Source organism: Caldicellulosiruptoraceae bacterium PP1, from assembly GCA_041320695.1.
Classification (GTDB): domain Bacteria; phylum Bacillota; class Thermoanaerobacteria; order Caldicellulosiruptorales; family Caldicellulosiruptoraceae; genus JBGGOQ01.
In genome coordinates, this window is sequence record JBGGOQ010000001.1 from 169680 (window position 1) to 192186 (window position 22507).

Here is a 22507-nt window from a genome sequence, read left to right on the forward strand (position 1 = left end):
GGGGGAAATGTTTTATGACTTTTTCATTTCCAAGAACAGAGGTTGAAGGTATTTCACTTCCAAGGATGATTATAGGAACAAACTGGATACTTGGTTATAGCCATACAAGCCCTGCTGCTGATACACTTATCAAACGTCAACATTCTACAAAAGAAGCAATTTCAAAGATAATAGAAAGGTTTTTAAACTATGGTATAAATGCTATAATGGGACCTTTTGTAGGTAATCAGCTATTGATTGATGCAGTTAAAATGGCTGAGGATAAGACTGGCAAAGAAATGATAATTATTGATACTCCAATTATAAATGTAGATGATAATTCTATTGCAAGAAAAGAAACTGAAAAAATTATTTCAGAAAGTAAAAAACTTGGTGCAAAATTCTGCCTTCCACATCATAGCTCTGTTGAACAGCTTGTAAATAAAAATAAAAGGACAATTGAAAGGCTGCCAGATTATCTTAAAATGATTAGAGACCATGGAATGATTCCGGGGCTTTCTTGCCATATGCCAGAGCTTATTATTTATTCAGATTTAAATGAATATGATGTGCAAACTTATATCCAGATTTATAACTGTATGGGATTTTTGATGCAAATTGAAGTGGAATACATACATAAGGTTATTTGGGATGCTAAAAAACCAGTAATTACAATAAAACCGATGGCAGCAGGGCGTGTAAGTCCGTTTGTTGGTCTTACTTTTGTCTGGAATACAATAAGACCAATTGATATGGTAACAGTAGGTTGCCTAACACCTGAAGAGGTAGATGAAGATGTTGAGATATCTTTAGCTGCTTTAGAAAGACGTCCACCTGACTTAGAAGGCCGCAGTAGCCCAAATAAAACTGATATTATGAAGTAAAAAAACCGAGTGCTGATTCTTGCACTCGGTTATTAATTTTTACTTGGTTTTTATAAAAAAAACATTTATAATTAAATATTAAAAAGCAAGAAAAGAAGTGAAGCTTATGAAAAAGGGCTATATTTGTTTGGCTATTACAGTAATATTTTTTAGTTCTTACGAAGTTGTGGGGAGAACTTTAACAGGAGTTGTTAATCCATTACAAGTAAATTTTATTAGATTCTTTTTTGGTGGGCTTATACTTTTACCATTAGCAATAAAAAGTATAAAAACAAAAAGAATAAAGTTATCAGCAAAAGATATTTTATTTGTTGCATTAATTGGAATAATTAATGTAGTTATTAGTATGTCATTTTTACAAATTGGTATTAATACTACAAAAAAAGCTAGTTTAGCTGCTGTTATATTTAGTTCAAATCCTCTTTTTGTAGTACTTTCAGCGTATTTTATTTTAAATGAAAAATTAAATATTCAAAAAATATCTGGTCTTATGATTGGTATTATTGGTTTGATAGTTGTATTTTATAAAGATTTATCAATCAGCGTATCTTATTTACATGGTATTATACTTCTTATATTATCTGCCATTACATATGGTATTTACACAACAATGGGTAAAAAGTTTGCACAAAAAACTGATAGTATCATTATGAATTCTTTTTCTTTTTTATTTGGTAGCATTTTTTTGATACCTATTATTCTATTTAATAATTCTTCGTTATTTCATATATCAGCAAAGGCCATGCTGCCTATGACATATCTTACGTTGTTTGTTACAGGTATAGCTTATTATACATACTTTTTAGGTTTAACATACATGAATGCAGGTGCTGGCTCAATGATATTTTTCATAAAGCCAATACTCGCAAGTATATTTGCATGGATTTTTCTTGATGAAAAGATCTCCATAAATCTAATTATAGGAACCTTCATCATATTATTAGGAATATTTTTAGTCCAAAATGAAGATAAAAGTAATTTAAAAAGTATCATTTTTAAACCAAACTTTTTTAATGAAAATTAACTAATTAACATAAAAATTTAATTGTAATTGACTATGTTTTACTTTAAGGGATTAATTCTATTGAATATATATTAACTGCATGCTATAATAGAAAAAATTATTGTTTTGAATAATGTATACATTTAATATTGAATTTTAATAAACATTATTATATAGCTTAAAAAGCTATATTTATTCAAAATCATTTAATAACCTGTTAAGATTTATTCATTTTTAGATGTATAAATCTTTTTATTTTATTTAAAATCTAATATTAAAAAGTATTGGAGAGGTTTGTGAATATGGGACTAAATAATTTACCGAAAAAACAAGGCCTATATGATCCACAATATGAGCATGATGCATGTGGTATAGGAAGTGTTGTGGACATAAAAGGAAGGAAGTCACACAAAATTGTTAAACAAGCTTTAACAATTCTAATCAACCTTACACATAGAGGTGGGGTAGGAGCTGAACCAAATACTGGTGATGGAGCAGGTATTTTAATTCAAATTCCTCATAAATTCTTTAAAGAGGAATGTAAAAAAGAAGGCATTGACTTACCAGAACCAGGACAATATGGGGTAGGTATGATATTTTTATCACAAGATAAAAATATTCGTGAATATAGTGAAAAAAAGGTTGAAGAAATTATTAAACAAGAAGGGCAAACACTTCTTGGTTGGAGAACAGTTCCTGTTGATGATTCATCACTTGGTGTAACTGCAAAATCTTGTATGCCTTTTATTAGACAGGTGTTTATAAAAAGGAGTAGCGATATCAAAGATGATTTAGCTTTTGAAAGAAAGTTATATGTTATTAGAAAGCAGGCTGAAAAAGCTATAAGATATGCTGAAAAAGAGTCTTGTGATTCTTTTTATGTTGCAAGTTTATCATCAAAAACAATAGTTTATAAAGGTATGTTAACAGCTGAACAGGTCGAGCTATTTTATAAGGATTTAAGTAATCCTTATATGGAATCAGCCCTTGCTTTAGTACATTCTCGTTATAGCACAAATACATTTCCAAGTTGGGAACGTGCACATCCCAATAGGTATATAGTGCATAATGGTGAAATTAATACATTAAGAGGTAATATAAATTGGATGTATTCTCGTCAATCAATGCTAAAATCAGACTTATTTGGAGATGATCTAGAAAAAGTTTTACCAATAATAAATTCTGATGGCAGTGACTCTGCAATGTTTGATAATTGCCTTGAATTTCTTATGCTATCAGGTAGATCAATGGCACATGCTGCTATGATGATGATACCAGAGCCTTGGTCAAATCATGAAAGTATGAGTGATGAAAAAAAGGCATTTTATGAATATCATAGCTGCTTAATGGAGCCATGGGATGGTCCTGCTGCTATTGCTTTTACAGATGGTGATAGAGTAGGGGCTCTTCTTGATAGAAATGGTCTAAGACCATCAAGATACTATGTAACAAAAGATGATTTGGTTATCTTAGCTTCTGAGGTTGGTGTATTAGATATACCACCTGAAAATGTTCTTTATAAAGAAAGACTAAGACCAGGAAGAATGCTTCTTATTGATACAATAGAAGGAAGAATAATTAGTGATGAAGAGCTAAAACATAAAATAGCTTCAGAACATCCTTATAGAAAGTGGCTAGATGAGAATTTAATAACCTTAGAAGAACTACCAAAAGCTCAAGAATTACCTGAACCTGATTATGATACAGTACTTCAGCGTCAAAAAGCTTTTGGTTATACTTATGAGGATTTAAGATTTATACTAACACCTATGGCTAAAGATGGTGTAGAACCAGTTGGAGCTATGGGCACTGATACTCCATTGGCTGTTTTATCTGAAAAACCAAAGCTTTTATATAACTATTTTAAACAATTATTTGCTCAGGTTACAAATCCTCCAATTGATGCAATTAGAGAAGAAATAGTAACTGCAACCGAAACTTATATAGGCTCTGAAGGTAATCTTCTTGACCCGAAGCCTGAGAGTTGTCGTCAAATAAAGATAAAAACACCAATTATTGATAATGATGAGCTTGCTAAATTAAAGAACATTAATTGTGATGGATTTAAATCAATTACAATTCCAATACTATTTGACCCAAATCAAGGGGGACAAGGCCTTGAAAAAGCGTTAGAAAGCGTTTTTGCTAAAGCTGATAAAGCTATAGAAGAAGGATGTAATATTTTAATTCTTTCTGATCGTGGTATTGATAAGGATAATGCACCAATACCAGCTTTACTTGCGTTATCAGGCCTTCATCATCATCTAATTAGAAAAGGAACAAGAACAAGGGTAAGTTTAGTTTTAGAATCAGGTGAGCCAAGAGAAATACACCATTTTGCTGTTCTAATTGGATATGGTGCATCTGCAATTAATCCATACTTAGCTTTTGAAACATTAGATATTATGATAAAACAGGGGTTATTAACCGATACTGACCACAAAAAAGCAGTAGCAAAATATCTAAAAGCTGCTACAAAAGGGGTTGTAAAGATACTTTCAAAAATGGGTATTTCTACAATCCAAAGCTATCAAGCAGCTCAGATATTTGAAGCATTAGGAATTCACCAATCAGTAATTGATAAGTATTTCACTTGGACTCCATCACGTATTGGTGGCATTGATATAGATGCAATAGCCAAAGAAACCATATTGCGTCATAAAGCTGCATATAGCGAACATAAGATTGAAGACCATACTTTAGAATCTGGTGGAGAGTATCAGTGGAGAAAAGATGGGGAGTATCATTTATTTAATCCTGAAACAATCCATAAACTTCAAATTGCTTGTAGAACAAAAAATTATGAATTATTTAAAGAATATTCAAAACTTCTAAATGAGCAAAGCCAAAAATACAGCACAATTAGATCATTAATGGAATTTAAATTTGCAGAAAATCCAATTCCTTTAGAAGAAGTAGAAAGTATAGAATCAATTGTAAAAAGATTTAAAACTGGTGCTATGTCTTATGGATCAATAAGTAAAGAAGCACATGAAGCATTAGCAATAGCAATGAATAGAATTGGTGGCAAAAGCAATACAGGTGAAGGCGGAGAAGACCCAGAAAGATTTAAGCCACTACCAAATGGTGACTCAAAATGTTCTGCTATAAAGCAGGTTGCATCAGGACGTTTTGGTGTTACAAGCAATTACTTGGTTAATGCAAAGGAAATTCAAATAAAGATAGCACAAGGTGCAAAACCAGGAGAAGGTGGACAATTACCAGGAAGAAAAGTATATCCTTGGGTTGCAAAAACAAGATATTCAACTCCTGGTGTAGGGCTTATTTCACCACCACCACATCATGATATATATTCGATTGAGGATTTAGCAGAACTAATACATGATTTAAAGAATGCTAACCAAAATGCTCGTATTAGCGTTAAGTTGGTTTCAGAGGTTGGTGTAGGGACTATTGCTGCTGGTGTTGCAAAAGGACGTGCTGATGTTATCTTAATTAGTGGATATGATGGCGGCACAGGTGCTTCCCCTCGAACAAGTATTAAACATGCAGGACTTCCATGGGAATTAGGTCTTGCTGAAACTCATCAGACACTACTTTTAAATAATTTAAGAAGCAGAGTTGTTCTTGAAACAGATGGAAAACTTATGACAGGAAGAGATGTTGTTATTGCAGCACTACTTGGTGCAGAAGAATTTGGATTTGCAACAGCACCGCTTGTTGTTTTAGGCTGTGTTATGATGAGGGTTTGTAACTTGGATACTTGTCCAGTTGGTGTTGCAACACAAAATCCAGAGCTTAGAAAGAAGTTTACAGGAGACCCTGAACATGTAGTAAACTTTATGTATTTCATTGCACAAGAAGTTAGAGAACTTATGGCCAAACTTGGCTTTAGAACAATAGATGAGATGATTGGCAGAACTGATAAATTAGAGATGAAAAAAGTAATAGATAATTATAAGGCAAAAGGCATTGATTTATCTAATATTCTTTATCAGCCAAATGTCCCAGCAGAATATGGAAGATATTGTCAGATGCCTCAAGATCATCAGTTGGATAAATCACTTGACAAAAAGGTTCTTCTTGATTTATGTAAGCCTGCACTTGAAAAAGGTGAAAAGGTTAGTGCAACACTACCAATAAAGAATACTAATCGTGTTGTTGGAACAATTTTAGGCAGTGAAGTTTCAAGACGTTACGGAGAAGAAGGGCTACCAGAAGACACTATTACATTACATTTTCAAGGTTCTGCAGGACAAAGCTTTGGAGCTTTTGTTCCAAAGGGTATAACTTTAATTCTTGAAGGAGATTCAAATGATTATATAGGTAAAGGGCTTTCTGGTGGAAAGATTATTGTATATCCTCCAAAGGAATCTACTTTTGTTCCTGAAGAAAATATTATTATTGGTAATGTTGCTTTCTATGGTGCAACAAAGGGTGAAGCATATATAAGAGGAGCAGCAGGTGAAAGATTCTGTGTTAGAAACAGTGGTGTTCATGCAGTTGTAGAAGCAGTAGGAGATCATGGATGTGAGTATATGACAGGTGGACGTGTTGTTGTATTAGGACCAACTGGAAGAAACTTTGCCGCTGGTATGTCTGGCGGGATTGCTTATGTATTAGATGAAGATGGAACATTTGAAGTAAGATGCAATAAAGAAATGGTTGATATTGAGCTTTTAGATGATCAGAATGATATAAATGAACTTAAAACAATGATTGAAAATCATGTTAAATATACAGATAGTGAACTTGGTAAGAGAATACTAAATAACTTTGATGAAATCTTACCTAAGTTTAAAAAAGTTATGCCAAGAGATTACAAGAGAATGCTTCAAGCAATCAAAAAAGTGCAAGAACAAGGCCTAAGTGGTGAAGAAGCATTAATGGCTGCCTTTGAAGCCAACAACAAAGACTTGGCTCGTATAGGAGGTAACTAACATGGGCAAACCAACAGGTTTTATGGAATATAAAAGAGAGGTTCCAAAGGATAGACCACCATTAGAAAGAATAAAGGATTGGGAAGAGTTCCATTTAAGTCATGATGAAGATACACAACGTATACAAGGAGCTCGCTGTATGGATTGTGGAATACCATTTTGTCATACTGGGCTTTTAATAAATGGAATGGCTTCAGGGTGTCCAATAAATAACCTTATACCAGAATGGAATGACCTTGTATATAAAGGCCTTTTTGAAGAAGCAATAAAAAGACTTTTAAAAACTAATAACTTTCCTGAGTTTACAGGAAGGGTTTGCCCAGCACCATGCGAAGGAGCATGTACTGTAGGAATAAATGACCCTCCTGTAACAATAAAAACAAATGAATGTTATATAATTGATAAAGCATTTGAAGAAGGATGGATTAAACCTCAACCACCAAAGAAAAGAACAGGTAAAAAGGTTGCAGTTGTGGGCTCTGGTCCATCTGGGCTTGCATGTGCTGACCAATTAAACAAAGTTGGACATAATGTTACTGTTTTTGAAAGATCAGATCGTCCAGGTGGGCTTTTGATGTATGGTATTCCTAATATGAAGCTTGATAAGAAAAAGGTTGTTGAAAGAAGAATAAATTTAATGAAGGCAGAAGGTGTAGAATTTATTACAAATACAGAAGTAGGCAAAGACTATCCAGCTGAAAAGTTACTTCAGGAATTTGATGCTGTTGTTCTTTGTGGTGGTGCAACAAAACCAAGAGACTTGAATGTTGAAGGAAGAAATCTAAAAGGTATCCATTTTGCAATGGAGTTTTTAGCTTCAAACACAAAAAGCCTTCTTGATTCTAACCATCAAGATGGGAATTTCATATCAGCAAAAGACAAGGATGTTATTATAATTGGTGGTGGCGATACTGGAACAGACTGTGTTGCAACATCAATTAGGCATGGTTGCAGAAGTGTTCATCAATTTGAGATACTTCCAAAACCACCAGAGCAAAGAACAGATTATAATCCTTGGCCACAATGGCCAAAGGTCTTTAAGACTGACTACGGTCAAGAAGAGGCCATTGCACTATTTGGCAAAGACCCACGAAATTATTGCATAACAGCAAAAAGATTTGTCGGCGATGAAAATGGCCATGTTAAAGAGGTTCATACAATTAATATAGAATGGAAGAAAGATGAACAAGGAAGGTTTATTCCTGTAGAAGTTCCAGGAACAGAAAAGGTTTGGCCAGCACAGCTTGTTTTACTTGCTATGGGCTTTTTAGGGCCTGATGAAAGTATTCTTGATAAACTTGGTGTTGAAAGAGATGCAAGATCTAATGCAAAAGCAGAATATGGGAAACATGCAACAAATATAAAAGGTGTTTTTGCAGCAGGTGATATGCGTCGTGGCCAAAGCCTTGTTGTTTGGGCAATAAACGAAGGTAGAAGTGCTGCAAGAGAAGTGGATAGGTTTTTAATGGGAGAAACAAACTTACCATAAGGTGAATATAAAAAAAGAGGCTATTAAATTTATTTTAATGGCCTCTTTTTTTGTTTTATTTAATATTAGTATATTATTCTAAATATAACTTTATAATGTTATAATAAATAATAATTATAAAAATTTGAAAATAAAAAGGTGTCGATATGTTAATTAATTACAAAAAAATGTCTATTGTTTTTTTATTATTAACAATATGCCTATTTCCATTTGTAAATGTTTATGCAAAGGTATATTTATTGTAGATCCAAAATATGAAAAAATAGAAGATAATAATAGAGATTCTTCATATTTATTCAAGGTTAGAGATTTTAAAATTACCCAATATACCAATTTTATTGATTTTTATTGTTTTTTTAATTAAAATAGTATAGTGATTAAGGTGCTCCATTAGCTCAGTAGGCCAGAGCGACTGATTCGTAATCAGTAGGTCGGGGGTTCGAATCCCCCATGGAGCTCCAAGGAATATCAAGGTATTTAGGGTATTGATAATAATTCCAATAGTTGTTTTTACACCTTTTTTACTGCAATTTTAAAATAAATGCTTTAATTAGGGTAGCCATTTCAATATGTGGTTACCCTTTGTGTCTATTTGTTTAAAAATATTATCAAGTTTCATAGCTATAGCTTTATATTTTTTGCACCATATCAATAAAAATAAACAGTTGTTTTTTATATCTTTACCTTTATAAATAGTAAATAGTAATTAATTTATTATTTTTTCTTGATTTTAGGATTGATATTGTTTTAAAATAAATTGTAAATTGTATTTGGTTTTTTATAGATTTGAAAGGATGAAATTTTTATGATAAAAAGCATGACAGGTTATGGTGGTTGTAGAGAAGCAAAAAACCATAGAGAATACTCAGTTGATATAAGAAGTATAAATTCAAGATATCTTGAGATAAATCTAAGAATGCCAAAAGAATTTATTATGTTTGAAACAGATGTAAAGAATTTAGTTTCAAAATATATAAATAGAGGTAAAATTGATATATATATATCTTTTAAAACTTTCGGTCAAGATGATTATAAAATAACACCTAATTTAGGTTTAATTAATCAATATCTTTCTGCTGTAAATACAATAAGAGAGAATGTATTTGATGTTCCAGATGATTTTAGCTTATCATCTCTCATAAGACTTCCAGATTCATTAATAGTTGAAAACCAAGCATTTGAAAACCAAGAAATAAAAGAGGAATTGTTATCATGTGTTGAAATTGCAATAAATAACCTAAATAAGATGAGAGAATCAGAAGGGCTTGCTCTTAAAGAAGACATTTTAAAAAGAATAGATACAATTAAAGATATAGTTTCAGAAATTGAGAGATATTCTGGACAATTAGTTGAAAGATATAAGGAAAAACTATATAAAAGGATATATGAAAATTTAGATGTTAAAAATATTGATGAAAATAGATTAATGCTTGAAATTACTTTATTTACAGATAAGTCAGATATTACAGAAGAAATAGTTAGATTAAAAAGTCATATTGAACAATTTTCAAAAACTATAAATTCTGATGGACCTATAGGTAAAAAGTTAGATTTTATGCTGCAGGAAATGAATAGAGAAACAAATACAATCGGTTCAAAATCAGTAATATATGAAATATCAAGCTGTGTAGTAAATCTAAAAGACCAACTTGAAAAAATTCGTGAACAAGTGCAAAATATTGAATAGAGGTGATTTATTTGTCAAGTAGTGGAAATATAAAATTCATAAATATAGGTTTTGGAAATATAGTTTCGGCTAATAAGGTTATAGCAATTGTAAGCCCTGATTCAGCTCCAATAAAAAGAATAGTACAAGAAGCAAGAGATAGAGGTATGCTAATTGATGCAACATATGGAAGAAGGACGAGAGCTGTCATTATAACCGATAGTGATCATGTTATATTATCATCTGTTCAACCTGAAACAGTAGCCCATAGAGTATTAGAGCCTGATGAATTCGAAGAAGAAATTGAAGAAGTCGAAGAAGAGGATGAAACAAAATGAAAGGAGTTTTATATATAATTTCTGGCCCTGCTGGTGTAGGGAAAGGAACTATTGTTAGTAACTTGATTAAGAAAAATAGTAATCTTAAACTATCAATTTCCAAAACAACAAGAAAACCAAGATTTAATGAGATTGATGGAGTTAATTACTTCTTTACAACTAAAGAGGATTTTGAGAAGGAGATAAAAGAAGGGAATTTTTTAGAATATGCTATTTATAATAATAACTATTATGGGACTCCGAAAGATTTTGTATTAAAAACTCTAAATGAAGGGCATGATGTTATTCTTGAGATAGAAACACAAGGAGCATTGAGTGTCAAACAAAATTTTGATGATTCAGTACTAATTTTTATTCTTCCTCCATCACTGACTGAGCTCAAAAATAGGCTTTACAAAAGAGGAACCGAAACTGATGATGAAATCAATGCACGTCTTAATATAGCTCAAAAAGAAATTGAAAAAATTCATCTTTACGATTATTTCATAATTAATGATTATTTGGATAACGCAGTTGATATTGTTGAAAAGATAATAATTGCTGAAAAGCAGAGAACAAAAAGATTTGACGTCAAACAATTTTTAAAGGAGTGATATTGATATGTTATTAAAACCTGGTTTAGATACTTTACTTAATAATGTTGATAATAAATATACACTTTGCGTTTTAGTTGCAAAAAGAGCAAGGCAGTTACTAGATGGTGCACCAAGAAGGGTAGATATTGAAGGAGATAAATATGTAACAATAGCAGTAAATGAAGTTGCCGCTGGTAAAGTTACTTATAACTACAATAAGCCGGTGAAAATTTATGAATTTAAGAAATAAAAATATTTTAATAATTATCTCAGGTGGCATTGCAGCATATAAAGTATGTGAATTAATAAGACTTCTTAAAAAGAGAGAAGCAAATATAAAGGTTATTATGACCAAGAATGCTACAAATTTTATTACACCACTTACAATCCAAACTCTATCACAAAATAGGGTTTATATTGATTCATTTGAATATTCAAACTATGATATTGAACATATTTCATTATCAGATTGGGCTGATTTAGTTATTGTTGCACCTGCAACTGCAAATATTATTGGAAAATTTGCCAATGGTATTGCTGATGATTTAGCTACAACTACTCTTTTAGCAACAAAAAAGCCTATTATTATAGTTCCTTCAATGAATACAAATATGTATGAAAATAAATCTGTTCAAAGAAATATTGAAACCCTTAAAAATGAAAATGGTGTAATTGTTGTTGAACCAGAAAGTGGATTTTTAGCATGTGGTGTGTATGGTAAAGGAAGGTATCCTGATAATTCATTTATTGTTTTTGAGGCTGAAAAAGCTCTTACTAAAAAAGATTTATATGGTATAAAAATACTTATTACAACAGGTCCTACACGTGAATTTATAGATCCTGTTAGATTTATTTCTAATCGATCTTCTGGTAAAATGGGTATTTTTCTTGCAGAAGAAGCAGTAAAAAGGGGTGCTAAAGTTTTACTTATTAGTGGACCATCAAGAATTGAACCATTAGGTAATATTAATAAAATTGACGTAACAACTGCCGATGAAATGTTTGAACAAGTAAAAGAAAACTTTAAAGATTATGATATTTGTATTTTTGCCGCTGCAGTTTCTGATTATAAGCCAAAAAAAATGGTAAATAAAAAGATAAAAAAGGAAAATGAAAATAAGTTATTAATAGAATTTATTAAGAATCCTGATATTTTAGAGTATGTTGGTAAAAACAAAAATGAAAATCAAATTGTTGTTGGATTTGCAGCAGAAACAAATGATGTTATTAATAATGCAAGGGATAAATTACTTAGAAAGAACGCAGATATTATTGTAGCAAATGATGTTACTAAAGAAGGTGCAGGTTTTGATGTTGATACAAATATTGTAACAATTGTTGATAAAGAAAGACATATTGAGTGCCCGTTACTTACTAAAAGAGAAGTTGCAAACGCTATTTATGACTATATAATAAACTGCCTCTGCAAAAATTAATGCAGAGGTATAATTTTATGGTGATATAATGATTGCAGAGATAATAATTAATTATTTAGATGTTAATATAGATAAAACATTCGATTATTTTATACCTGACAATTTGAAAAATAATGATATTAAAGGGAAAAGAGTCATTGTTCCTTTTGGTAATCAAAATAGGCTGGTAAATGGAATAGTTATAGATGTCAAAGAAAAATCTCAAATTGAAATCAGTAAATTAAAAGAGATTTTTTGTGTTATAGATCAATTTGCATTATTAAGTGAAGAAATAATTCACCTTTCTAAAGTAATGAAAGAGTATTATGCACTTTCTTGGGGTGAGATTTTTAACCTTTTGCTACCTTCATATTTAGACGAAAATGAATTATATAAAATATCAATTATAAATTTTGATAATATAGAAAAATTATCAGAAAAAGAAATAGAATGTATTGAATTTATTAAAAAAGGTTCAATAAAAATAGGTGGTAAGAATTTTAACAAATATCAAAATACTATTTTCTCTTTACTTTCGAAGAATTATATATCATATGTATTAAAAGATGATTTGATAATTAATAGTATTAGCAGAAATAAACAAGACCCTGATAAAAGTGATTTAATTCTTACTCAGGATCAAGAAGAAGTCCTTAAAAATATTTATAATACAATAAATAAAAATGCATATAACAATATTCTTCTTCATGGTGTTACTGGTAGCGGGAAAACAGAAGTATATATTCAAACTATTAATTATATACTTCAGAAAGGCAAAAATGCTTTATTTTTGGTTCCAGAAATTGCACTAACACCTCAAGTTATTAGATATGTAAGCCAAAGATTAGGTTCTTCCTTTGCAGTATTACATAGCAAGCTTACTAAGAAAGAAAGGCTTAAAGAATGGATAAAAATAAAAAAAGGAATGGCAAGAGTAGTAATAGGTCCAAGGTCAGCAGTATTTTCACCAATTGAAAATTTAGGAATAATAATTGTAGATGAAGAACATGAAACAAGCTATAAGGCTGAGGGAAGTCCAAGAATAAATGCAATAGAAGTAGCACAAATGAGGGCAAAAATTAATAAAATTCCAATTATCCTTGGTTCGGCTACCCCTGCAATTGAACATTATTATTTATCCAAAAATGGAAATTATAAATTACTCACAATGGAAAATAGAGTTAATAAAACATTGCCTAAAATAGATATTATTGATATGAGGAATGAATTAAATGAAGGCAACTACTCTATTTTTAGTAGACAACTAATATCAGAAATTGATAAAAATCTTAAATTAAAAGAGCAAGTACTTTTATTTTTGAATAGAAGAGGATATTCCAAGTATGTAATTTGTAAAAAATGTGGATTTGTTTTTAAGTGCAAAAATTGTAGTATATCTCTAACATACCATAGCGATGGATATTTAAAATGCCATTATTGTGGGTTTTCAGTAAAAATACCTCATAAATGTCCTAAATGTGAAAGTGAATTTCTTAAGCTTGAAGGTTCTGGAACCCAAAAGGTTGAGCAAGAAATAAAAGATCTATTTAAAAATGCTAAGGTTTTAAGACTGGATAAAGATATAGCATCAAAGAAAGATTCAACGCAAAAGGTATTAGATGCTTTTTTGCACAAAGAGGCTGATATACTAATAGGAACACAGATGATTGCAAAAGGCTTACATTTTCCTGACCTAACTTTAGTAGGGATACTAAATGCTGACTCAACATTGCAACTTCCTGATTTTAAAAGTAAGGAAAGAACATTTCAATTAATTACACAAGTTGCAGGAAGAGCAGGAAGATCTACAAAAAAAGGAAGAGTTATAATCCAAACATATAATCCTGATGATTATAGTATTGTTTCTGCTTCAAAAAATGATTACTTGACATTATACAAAAATGAAATTACTATAAGAAAGATATTGAATTATCCACCATTTTGTTATATGGTTAATTTTATAGTTTCAAGTGATTCTGAAGAAAAAAGTAAAGAAGCAATATTAAGCTTAAAAAATATATTAGAAAATTTAAAAAATAATTATAAATTTGAAATTATTGGGCCAACCGAATGCTTAGTGTATAAAATTAAAAACAAATTTAGAAATCAGATATTTATAAAAATCAAGTCTATGAAAGACCAAATAACTGTTATTAATAAAGTTAAACAAGAATTTAATGAAAATAAAGTTGATTTAATTATTGATGTAAATCCGATAAATATATATTAGGAGGTTTTTAAATGGCAATAAGAAAGATAAGACATATTGGTGATGATGTTTTAAGGAAAAAGGCAAGAACTGTTGAAAAATTTGATGGAAGGCTAAAACAATTAATTCAAGATATGCTTGAAACAATGTATGAAGCAAATGGAGTAGGTCTTGCTGCTCCACAAGTAGGCATCTTAAAAAGAGTAATAGTTATTGATGCAGGTGATGGACCAATTGCTGTAATAAATCCAACTATTACTTCATATGAAGGAAGTTCAATAGATATTGAAGGATGCTTATCTGTTCCTGAGCAATGGGGAGAAGTTGAGAGGCCAGAAAAGGTAGTTGTAAAAGGTTTTGATGAAAATGGCAATGAGATTCAAATAGAAGCAGAGGGACTTTTAGCAAGAGCATTTTGTCATGAAATTGACCATTTGGAAGGAGTATTATTTGTTGATAAAGTAATCAGATTTGTAACAAAAGAAGAATTAGAAGAAAAAAGAGAAGAAGGCCATAAAATGGATTTAGAATAATACAGGAGGCAGATAGTATTGAAAGTTGTTTTTATGGGCACACCTTTATTTGCTGTTCCAACTTTAGAAAAGCTGATAGCTAATCAATATGATATTGAATTAGTAGTTACTCAGCCTGATAAACCAGTAGGAAGAAAGCAAGTGTTAACACCACCTCCAATTAAAGAAGTTGCTTTAAAAAATTCTATTGAGGTTGTTCAACCAGATAAGTTAAGAAATAATATTGATATCATTAATAAATTAAAACTAATCAATCCAGATGTCATTGTAGTTGTGGCTTATGGGAAGATACTACCAAAAGAGATTTTAGATATACCTAAATATGGTTGCATAAATGTCCATGCATCACTTTTACCCAAATACAGGGGGGCAGCTCCAATTCATAGATGTATTATTGATAACCTGAAACAAACAGGTATTACAATAATGAAAATGGACGAAGGATTAGATACTGGTGATATTCTATCGCAATGTTCTGTTGAAATTACTATGGATGATGACATTCAAACACTTAGTGATAAATTATCAAAATGTGGTGCTGATTTGCTAATAGAAACACTTAAAAATATTGAAAATATTAAACCTCAAAAGCAAGATTCATCAATAGCAACATATGCACCTCCAATATCAAAAATTGAAGGATTAATAGATTGGACAAACTCTGTAAAAGAAATATTCAATAAATATAGAGCATTAAAATACTGGCCAGGTTTATATACCTATTTTAATGGCAAAATACTTAAGGTTCATAATATTGAAGTTCATAACAATTTAAATTCTTCAAGCAATTTTGGGGAGATAGTATCAATTGAAAATGACGGTCTATATGTTAAAGCTTCTGATGGACTTATTAAAATTATTGAACTCCAGATAGAAGGAAGTAAAAAAATGGATGCAAAAAGTTTTATAAATGGGTATAAAATTAAAGTGGGAGACAAACTTGGCTAAGATTGGAGGGGTTTAAATGTTCTATTTTGATCCATATTACTTTGTTTATATGTTTCCAGCTATCTTAATTTCGTTATTTGCACAATTGAAGGTTCAGTATGCATTTTCAAAATATTCAAGGGTATCATCATTTTCAGGATATACTGGTGCTGAAGTGGCACAATATATTTTAAGACTTTATGGAATTTATGATGTTGATGTAGAATCAGTTGAAGGCTTGCTTACTGATCATTATGATCCAAGAACAAGAACATTAAGGCTATCAAGAAGCGTTTATGCATCAAATTCTTTAGCAGCAATAGGTGTTGCAGCGCATGAAGTAGGACATGCCATTCAACACAAAGAAAGATATATATTTTTAGGTTTAAGAAGTGCTATGGTTCCAGTAGTAAATATAGGCTCAAATTTAGCTTTTCCACTTATAATTATTGGATTTATGTTTAGAAATGGTGATTTTTTTATTAATTTAGGTATACTATTATTTAGCTTAGCAGTTATATTTACTATTATAACTCTTCCAGTTGAATTAAATGCTACAAAAAGAGCACTGAATGCTTTAACAACAAGTGGGATTATCATGCCAATTGAGCAAAAAGCAGTAAAATCTGTATTGACCGCAGCTGCTTTAACTTATGTTGCTTCAGTAATTACTGCTATATTACAACTTTTATATCTGTTATCTTTTGCACAAAGAAGAAGGGATGATTAAAATTAATATTATTAGAAAAGATATTGTAGAAGTTCTTATTGATATTGAAAATGGAACATCTTCTGATAGTGCCATAGAGAAAAAAATTAACAATTATGAAAATATAAAAGATAGGGCTTTAATGGTAGAAATATGCCATGGTGTAATAAGATACAAAAACCTTTTAGATTTCTATATTGAATTCTTGACTAATAACAAAAAAATTGATTTCTATATTAAATCAATTTTGAGAGTAGGGACCTATCAGCTATTATTTTTAGATAAAATACCAAACTATGCTGCAATTAACGAAAGTGTTGAAATTTCAAAAAAATATAAAAAACAATCTTCAAATTTTGTAAATGCAGTATTAAGAAATGTTTTAAAGAAAAAAGAAGAAATAGAAAAAGCAATAGAAAGTTTAAAAGATAGAAATATTTTTGATTATTTAGAGGTTAAATTATCTTTCCCAAAGTATTTAATTAAATATTTTACCCAAAGCTATGGATTAGAAGAAGCAATAAAAATATTAGAATTTTTGAATTCTCGTCCCAAAGTAAGTTTTAAAATTAATACAAGAAAGGTTCATGAATCAGATTTTATTGAAAAGTATTTTGATAGTAATATATATAATAAAAGTTTATTAAATAATTTAATATATTTTATAAATCAAGGTAATCTTAAAGATAGTTTTCTTTATAAAGAAGGTTTTATTTATTTTCAAGATCCAGCCGCTTCATTAGTTGTTTATGACAATATTGAATGCTTTAAATGTGCTGATGATATTTTAGATCTTTGTGCAGCACCTGGAGGTAAATCATTTAACACAGCAGAAGTTTCAGATGGAAGGATAATTTCTTGTGATATCAACGCTAAAAAACTTAAGATTATGAAAGATAATATTGATAGGCTTGGATTTACTAATATACAGTTAATTAAAAATGATGCTACAAAATTAAATGAGAATTTTATTAATAAGTTTGATATATGCATTTGTGATTTACCTTGCTCTGGATTTGGGGTAATTAGAAAAAAGCCTGAAATTAAATGGAAGAAGAAAATCGAAGATATCTATAATCTCCATAAATTACAAATATCGATATTAGAAAATGCAAAACATTATTTAAAAAGCAAAGGTATATTAATATATAGCACATGTACTTTAGGAAAAATAGAAAATGAAGGGACAATAGATAGCTTTCTGAGTAATAATAAGAATTTTAAATTAATAAAATCAAAAACAATACTTCCTCATTTATTTAACTCTGATGGCTTTTATATTTCAGTTTTGAAAAGAGAGGATTAACCATGAGAAATATTAAGGATCTAACTTTTGATGAGTTAAAGTCCTGGTTAAAAAGCATAAATGAAAAAGAATTCAGATCAACTCAGATATTTGATTGGATTTATAAAAAAAATAGCGAAAGCTTTGATTCATTTTCTAATCTACCTGAAAACTTAAGAAATAAATTAAAGCAGGACTTTATACTCAATTTAATGGAGATTATAAAAGTTCAAGAAGATGTGTTTACAAGAAAATATTTAATGTTATTAAATGATAATAATACAATAGAATCAGTATTTATGAAATATAAATTTGGAAATTCAATATGTATATCTACACAAGTTGGCTGTAATATGAGTTGTGCTTTTTGTGCATCTACAATTGGTGGGAAAATTCGAAATCTAACTAGTGGTGAAATGGTTGACCAGATAATTAAAGTAGAAAATGATACAAAAGAAAGAATCTCAAGTATAGTACTTATGGGCAGTGGAGAACCCTTTGACAATGCTGAAAATGTATTCAAATTTATTGAAATAGTTAATCACCCAAAGGGCAAGAATATAGGAGCAAGACATATAACAATTTCAACTGTTGGAGTAGTACCTTATATATATGAATTAGCAAACTATGAAAAGCAAATTAATTTAGCTATTTCTCTACATGCTACAAATAATAAAATAAGAGAAAAATTAATCCCAATGAATAAAAGATATCCTATTGAAGAAATAATAGAAGCAATACGCAATTATATAAATAAAACTCAAAGAAGAGTTACCATTGAATATGCATTAATAAAGGGAATTAATGATTCTGATATAGATGCAATAAGACTTTCAGAATTATTTAAAAATATGCTTATACATGTAAATTTAATACCAATAAATGAAATTGAAGAAAAAGAATTCAGAAGACCTCCAAAAGAAAGAATTATTTCTTTTTATAATATATTGAAAAATAATAAAATTGAAGTTACTATAAGAAGAGAATTAGGTAGTTCAATTTCAGCAGCATGTGGGCAATTAAGGTCAAAACATTTAGATAAAAGATAAAACAAGGTTTTAGGGGATGAACAAAAGTGGTTGTGTATTACAAAAGTCATTCTGGATATGTAAGAACAAATAATGAAGACTATTATATTGTTTACAGAAATGATAACAACAGTGGAATTTTCATTATTGCAGATGGCATGGGGGGACATGTATCTGGAGAAGTTGCCTCTTATTTAGCAAGTACCTGTCTTTTTAATTATTTGATAACTAAGTTAGAATATAATAAAAATATTGAAGAACTGCTTTATAACTCATTTATTTGGACAAATGAATTCTTAAATAATTTCATTGAAAAAAATATTGAATATTCATCAATGGGTACAACACTATTATGTGCCATAATTATTAATGATGATATTTATATTGCAAATGTTGGTGATTCACGTGCTTATTTTTATAATGGCTATCAACTTTATCAGGTAACAGAAGATCATTCATTGGTGTATCAAATGTATAAAAATGGAGATATTAGTAAAGAACAGATAGAAATACATCCCCAAAAAAATATAATTACTCAGGCTATAGGATTGACAAAAGATTTAAAAGTTGATATCTATAAATTATCATTTTTATCAGATGATAATTTATTATTACTTTGTACTGATGGTTTAACAAATATGTTAAATGATGAATACATAGAAAAAATTATTAGTAATTCCAAAATAGATAATCTAACAGATGATTTAATTGAAGAAGCACTAAGAAAGGGCGGTAAAGATAACATATCAGTGATATCAGTAAAAAAATAATGAGTAGGTGATTTTGGTATGCAGGACATAGTCTTAGGGAATAGATATGAGATAATAGAAAAAATAGGCGGCGGTGGTATGTCGGTCGTCTATAAAGCAAAAGATAAAATGCTTAATCGCTTTGTAGCAATTAAGGTTTTAAGAAGTGAATATGTTAATGATGAGGAATTTATTAAAAGATTTAAATCAGAATCATTAGCAGCAGCTTCTTTATCACATCCAAACATTGTATCAATTTTTGATGTAGGAGAGGATAAAGGGTTTCATTACATAGTTATGGAATTTATTAATGGAAAAACATTGAAGGAAGTAATAAAAGAAAATGGAAGATTAAGCTATAAGGATGCAATTGCAATTTCTATACAGATATGCAGAGCTTTAGAACATGCACACAAAAAAGGCATTATTCATAGAGACATTAAACCACAAAATATTATGATAGATGAAAATGGAATTGTTAGGGTAACTGATTTCGGTATTGCAAGAGCTGTTACTACAGGAACAATTATAAATACAAATATTACTATAGGTTCAGTTCACTATTTTTCACCAGAACAAGCCAGAGGCGGTTTTGTTGATGCAAAGTCCGATATTTATTCTTTAGGTGTTGTTCTTTATGAAATGACTACCGGTAATTTACCTTTCGAAGGTGAAACACCAATATCTGTTGCTCTAAAACATATACAAGAAGAACCAGTGAAGCCATCATTATATAATAAAGATATTCCTAAAAGTCTAGAAGATATAATTTTAAAAGCCCTTAAGAAAGACCAGACTCAAAGGTATCAAAGTATTGTTGAAATTATGCAGGATTTAAAAAATTCATTACTTTATCCTGATGGAGATTTTGTAAAAATAAATACTGAAAATACAGAAACAAAACAATACCAGGCAATTGATACAAATAATATTAACAAAGATAATAAAAAAACATTAGAGAATAATACTAATAGCAAAAAGAAAAATGTAAAATATGCACTTTTAGGTATTGGAAGTGCTTTAGTTTTAGTATTAATGATTTGGTTAGTATTTTACATGACTATTGGCAAGCAGCTTTTTGTTAAAGAAGAAGAAATTATTCTACCTAATTTAGTTGGTCTTACTATTGATGAAGCAAAGCTGAAATTAGAAGACTTAGGACTTACTTATAAAATCACAGAAACAAATGATAAAGCTGATAAAGGCATTGTAATTAAACAGGATCCTGAAGCAGATATACATGTTAAGAAAAATGCTACTATCAATTTAACAGTTAGCCTTGGGCCAGAAGTGGTTGAGGTACCAGATTTATCAGGTATGAATGTGAAAGATGCGGAAGTTGAACTTACAAATGTAGGATTAAATATTCAGACAAAAAAGGATTTTAGTGATAAACCAGTGGATACAGTAATATCACAAGATCCTGCTCCACATGAGAGTATTGAAAAGAATGGCACAGTAACTGTTACAATTAGCCAAGGTCCTAAGATAGAAAAAGTAACAGTTCCTGATGTTACAGGAATGAAATATTATGATGCAAAAGATATTTTGGAAAGAAGTGGTATTAATATTGGAAATATTGAATATAAAGAGGTAACTGATAAGGATGATGATATTGTTTTGTATCAATCCATAAAAAGTGGTACTGAAATAAATAAAGGTGATAGTATAAATTTAACTTTAGCAAAAAAAATACAACAACCAACAAACAGTACAAAAATATTTGTTAAAAATATAATACTTCCGAGTGATTTGCAAGAAGCTAATGTAAAGATAGTTGTTGTTACAGACAACAACGAAAGTGTAGTATTTGACAGGACTGTTACAGTTGATGAAACACCTTTACAGGTTAAAATACCAATAAGTGGAAAGTCAACAATTAGATTATATATAAACGATTCTCTTAATTCTGAGGAGACGGTGGAAAATTAATGATAATTGAAGGAATTATTTCAAAAATTATTGCTGGATTTTACTATGTTGACGACTTTCTTGGGAATAAATATGAATGCAAAGCTCGGGGTGTATTTAGAAAAGAAGAGATAAAACCAGTTGTTGGAGATAAAGTTATTATCGAAAACAGAAATGATGGTGCATATATTATCTCAAAGATAAATGAAAGAAAGAATTTATTAATAAGACCACCAATAGCAAATGTTGATATTGCTATTGTTGTAATAGCATCTGTAATGCCAGAGGTTTCCTTATTATTTCTAGACAAACTATTGATTAATATACTTAAGGAAAATATAAAACCAATATTGTGTGTAAACAAAATTGATTTGGATAATTCAGAAACATATAATTTAATTAAAGAGCAATATTTTGAATTTGACATCATTAAAATGAGTGCAATTGAAAATATTGGCTTTGAAGAATTAAGAGAGAAAATATCAGGGAAAATATCTGTTTTTGCTGGACAATCCGGGGTTGGAAAATCTTCAATCCTCAATAGATTAATACCAAACGCCAATCTGAAAGTTGGTGATATCTCAAATAAGCTTGAGAGAGGGAAACACACAACCAGGGTAGTTGAATTGCTTAAATTAGATAATTCAACCTATGTAGCTGATACCCCTGGGTTTAGTTCGATAGAATTAAAAGATTTTTTACGAAGTGATCTTAAACGTTATTACCCAGAATTTATACAATATATGAGCTGTAGATTTAAAAGCTGTGATCATATTAATGAACCTGGATGTACTGTTAAAGAGGCTGTACAAAATAATAAAATAAGTTATGAAAGATATGAAAGATATAAAGAACTTTATTATCAATTGCCGAACCAAAAAATATATTATTAAGGGAGAGACTACT

At 29.8% G+C, this 22507-nt stretch carries 18 protein-coding genes and 1 tRNA gene; all 19 read left to right on the top strand.

Features of this window, described 5'->3' with window-relative positions; translation table 11 throughout:
• The first annotated feature begins 14 nt into the window (after positions 1 to 14).
• The 19 genes from ACAG39_00865 (at position 15) to rsgA (ending at position 22494) form a co-directional block, all read left to right on the top strand.
• On the top strand, positions 15 to 863 hold the full coding sequence (locus tag ACAG39_00865; GenBank protein ID MEZ0535778.1) for a hypothetical protein: 849 nt from the start codon (positions 15 to 17) through the stop codon (positions 861 to 863).
• A gap of 106 nt (positions 864 to 969) precedes the next feature.
• Positions 970 to 1887 carry a DMT family transporter gene (locus ACAG39_00870; GenBank protein MEZ0535779.1) on the top strand — a complete coding sequence of 306 codons (918 nt, stop codon included), beginning with the start codon at positions 970 to 972 and terminating at the stop codon, positions 1885 to 1887.
• 281 nt (positions 1888 to 2168) lie between these two features.
• A complete protein-coding gene (gene gltB, locus ACAG39_00875) occupies positions 2169 to 6767 on the top strand; it encodes a glutamate synthase large subunit (GenBank protein ID MEZ0535780.1) in 4599 nt (1532 codons plus the stop codon).
• 1 nt (position 6768) lies between these two features.
• Complete coding sequence (locus ACAG39_00880; protein MEZ0535781.1) at positions 6769 to 8256, top strand: glutamate synthase subunit beta; 1488 nt, start codon at positions 6769 to 6771, stop codon at positions 8254 to 8256.
• 384 nt (positions 8257 to 8640) lie between these two features.
• A tRNA-Thr gene (locus ACAG39_00885) sits at positions 8641 to 8717 on the top strand.
• 344 nt (positions 8718 to 9061) lie between these two features.
• Positions 9062 to 9943 (top strand): YicC/YloC family endoribonuclease, encoded by an 882-nt coding sequence (locus ACAG39_00890; protein MEZ0535782.1) that lies wholly within the window; start codon positions 9062 to 9064, stop codon positions 9941 to 9943.
• Positions 9944 to 9954: 11 nt separating this feature from the next.
• Positions 9955 to 10260, top strand: a complete 306-nt coding sequence (gene remA / locus ACAG39_00895) for an extracellular matrix/biofilm regulator RemA (protein MEZ0535783.1) — start codon at positions 9955 to 9957, stop codon at positions 10258 to 10260.
• Complete coding sequence (gene gmk, locus ACAG39_00900; protein ID MEZ0535784.1) at positions 10257 to 10853, top strand: guanylate kinase; 597 nt, start codon at positions 10257 to 10259, stop codon at positions 10851 to 10853. The genes remA and gmk overlap by 4 nt, the downstream gene beginning before the upstream one ends.
• A gap of 7 nt (positions 10854 to 10860) precedes the next feature.
• Complete coding sequence (gene rpoZ / locus ACAG39_00905) at positions 10861 to 11085, top strand: DNA-directed RNA polymerase subunit omega (GenBank protein MEZ0535785.1); 225 nt, start codon at positions 10861 to 10863, stop codon at positions 11083 to 11085.
• Entirely contained in the window at positions 11069 to 12271 is a 1203-nt protein-coding gene (gene coaBC, locus ACAG39_00910) for a bifunctional phosphopantothenoylcysteine decarboxylase/phosphopantothenate--cysteine ligase CoaBC (protein MEZ0535786.1), read from the top strand. The genes rpoZ and coaBC overlap by 17 nt, the downstream gene beginning before the upstream one ends.
• Before the next feature lie 28 nt (positions 12272 to 12299).
• The gene (gene priA, locus ACAG39_00915) at positions 12300 to 14480 is read left to right on the top strand and encodes a primosomal protein N' (protein ID MEZ0535787.1); all 2181 of its coding nucleotides are present in this window, start codon (positions 12300 to 12302) and stop codon (positions 14478 to 14480) included.
• 11 nt (positions 14481 to 14491) lie between these two features.
• The gene (def, locus tag ACAG39_00920) at positions 14492 to 14992 is read left to right on the top strand and encodes a peptide deformylase (GenBank protein MEZ0535788.1); all 501 of its coding nucleotides are present in this window, start codon (positions 14492 to 14494) and stop codon (positions 14990 to 14992) included.
• Positions 14993 to 15010: 18 nt separating this feature from the next.
• Positions 15011 to 15940, top strand: coding sequence for a methionyl-tRNA formyltransferase (gene fmt / locus ACAG39_00925; protein MEZ0535789.1), 930 nt, complete (start codon positions 15011 to 15013; stop codon positions 15938 to 15940).
• 16 nt (positions 15941 to 15956) lie between these two features.
• Entirely contained in the window at positions 15957 to 16649 is a 693-nt protein-coding gene (locus ACAG39_00930) for a zinc metallopeptidase (protein ID MEZ0535790.1), read from the top strand.
• On the top strand, positions 16642 to 17934 hold the full coding sequence (rsmB, locus tag ACAG39_00935) for a 16S rRNA (cytosine(967)-C(5))-methyltransferase RsmB (GenBank protein ID MEZ0535791.1): 1293 nt from the start codon (positions 16642 to 16644) through the stop codon (positions 17932 to 17934). The genes ACAG39_00930 and rsmB overlap by 8 nt, the downstream gene beginning before the upstream one ends.
• A 2-nt stretch (positions 17935 to 17936) precedes the next feature.
• On the top strand, positions 17937 to 18962 hold the full coding sequence (gene rlmN / locus ACAG39_00940; GenBank protein ID MEZ0535792.1) for a 23S rRNA (adenine(2503)-C(2))-methyltransferase RlmN: 1026 nt from the start codon (positions 17937 to 17939) through the stop codon (positions 18960 to 18962).
• A gap of 26 nt (positions 18963 to 18988) precedes the next feature.
• The gene (locus ACAG39_00945; protein ID MEZ0535793.1) at positions 18989 to 19711 is read left to right on the top strand and encodes a Stp1/IreP family PP2C-type Ser/Thr phosphatase; all 723 of its coding nucleotides are present in this window, start codon (positions 18989 to 18991) and stop codon (positions 19709 to 19711) included.
• A gap of 18 nt (positions 19712 to 19729) precedes the next feature.
• The gene (gene pknB, locus ACAG39_00950) at positions 19730 to 21622 is read left to right on the top strand and encodes a Stk1 family PASTA domain-containing Ser/Thr kinase (GenBank protein MEZ0535794.1); all 1893 of its coding nucleotides are present in this window, start codon (positions 19730 to 19732) and stop codon (positions 21620 to 21622) included.
• Positions 21622 to 22494: a ribosome small subunit-dependent GTPase A gene (rsgA, locus tag ACAG39_00955; GenBank protein MEZ0535795.1), complete on the top strand. Its 873-nt coding sequence runs from the start codon at positions 21622 to 21624 to the stop codon at positions 22492 to 22494. The genes pknB and rsgA overlap by 1 nt, the downstream gene beginning before the upstream one ends.
• The last annotated feature ends 13 nt before the right edge of the window (positions 22495 to 22507 follow it).

Coding starts and splice junctions, on each gene's coding strand:
- ACAG39_00865 (MEZ0535778.1), top strand. CDS start 15: ATGACTTTTTCATTTCCAAGAACAGAGGTTGAAGGTATTTCACTTCCA.
- def (MEZ0535788.1), top strand. CDS start 14,492: ATGGCAATAAGAAAGATAAGACATATTGGTGATGATGTTTTAAGGAAA.
- ACAG39_00890 (MEZ0535782.1), top strand. CDS start 9,062: ATGATAAAAAGCATGACAGGTTATGGTGGTTGTAGAGAAGCAAAAAAC.
- rsmB (MEZ0535791.1), top strand. CDS start 16,642: ATGATTAAAATTAATATTATTAGAAAAGATATTGTAGAAGTTCTTATT.
- gmk (MEZ0535784.1), top strand. CDS start 10,257: ATGAAAGGAGTTTTATATATAATTTCTGGCCCTGCTGGTGTAGGGAAA.
- ACAG39_00870 (MEZ0535779.1), top strand. CDS start 970: ATGAAAAAGGGCTATATTTGTTTGGCTATTACAGTAATATTTTTTAGT.
- ACAG39_00880 (MEZ0535781.1), top strand. CDS start 6,769: ATGGGCAAACCAACAGGTTTTATGGAATATAAAAGAGAGGTTCCAAAG.
- rsgA (MEZ0535795.1), top strand. CDS start 21,622: ATGATAATTGAAGGAATTATTTCAAAAATTATTGCTGGATTTTACTAT.
- ACAG39_00930 (MEZ0535790.1), top strand. CDS start 15,957: ATGTTCTATTTTGATCCATATTACTTTGTTTATATGTTTCCAGCTATC.
- priA (MEZ0535787.1), top strand. CDS start 12,300: ATGATTGCAGAGATAATAATTAATTATTTAGATGTTAATATAGATAAA.
- coaBC (MEZ0535786.1), top strand. CDS start 11,069: ATGAATTTAAGAAATAAAAATATTTTAATAATTATCTCAGGTGGCATT.
- pknB (MEZ0535794.1), top strand. CDS start 19,730: ATGCAGGACATAGTCTTAGGGAATAGATATGAGATAATAGAAAAAATA.
- gltB (MEZ0535780.1), top strand. CDS start 2,169: ATGGGACTAAATAATTTACCGAAAAAACAAGGCCTATATGATCCACAA.
- rpoZ (MEZ0535785.1), top strand. CDS start 10,861: ATGTTATTAAAACCTGGTTTAGATACTTTACTTAATAATGTTGATAAT.
- rlmN (MEZ0535792.1), top strand. CDS start 17,937: ATGAGAAATATTAAGGATCTAACTTTTGATGAGTTAAAGTCCTGGTTA.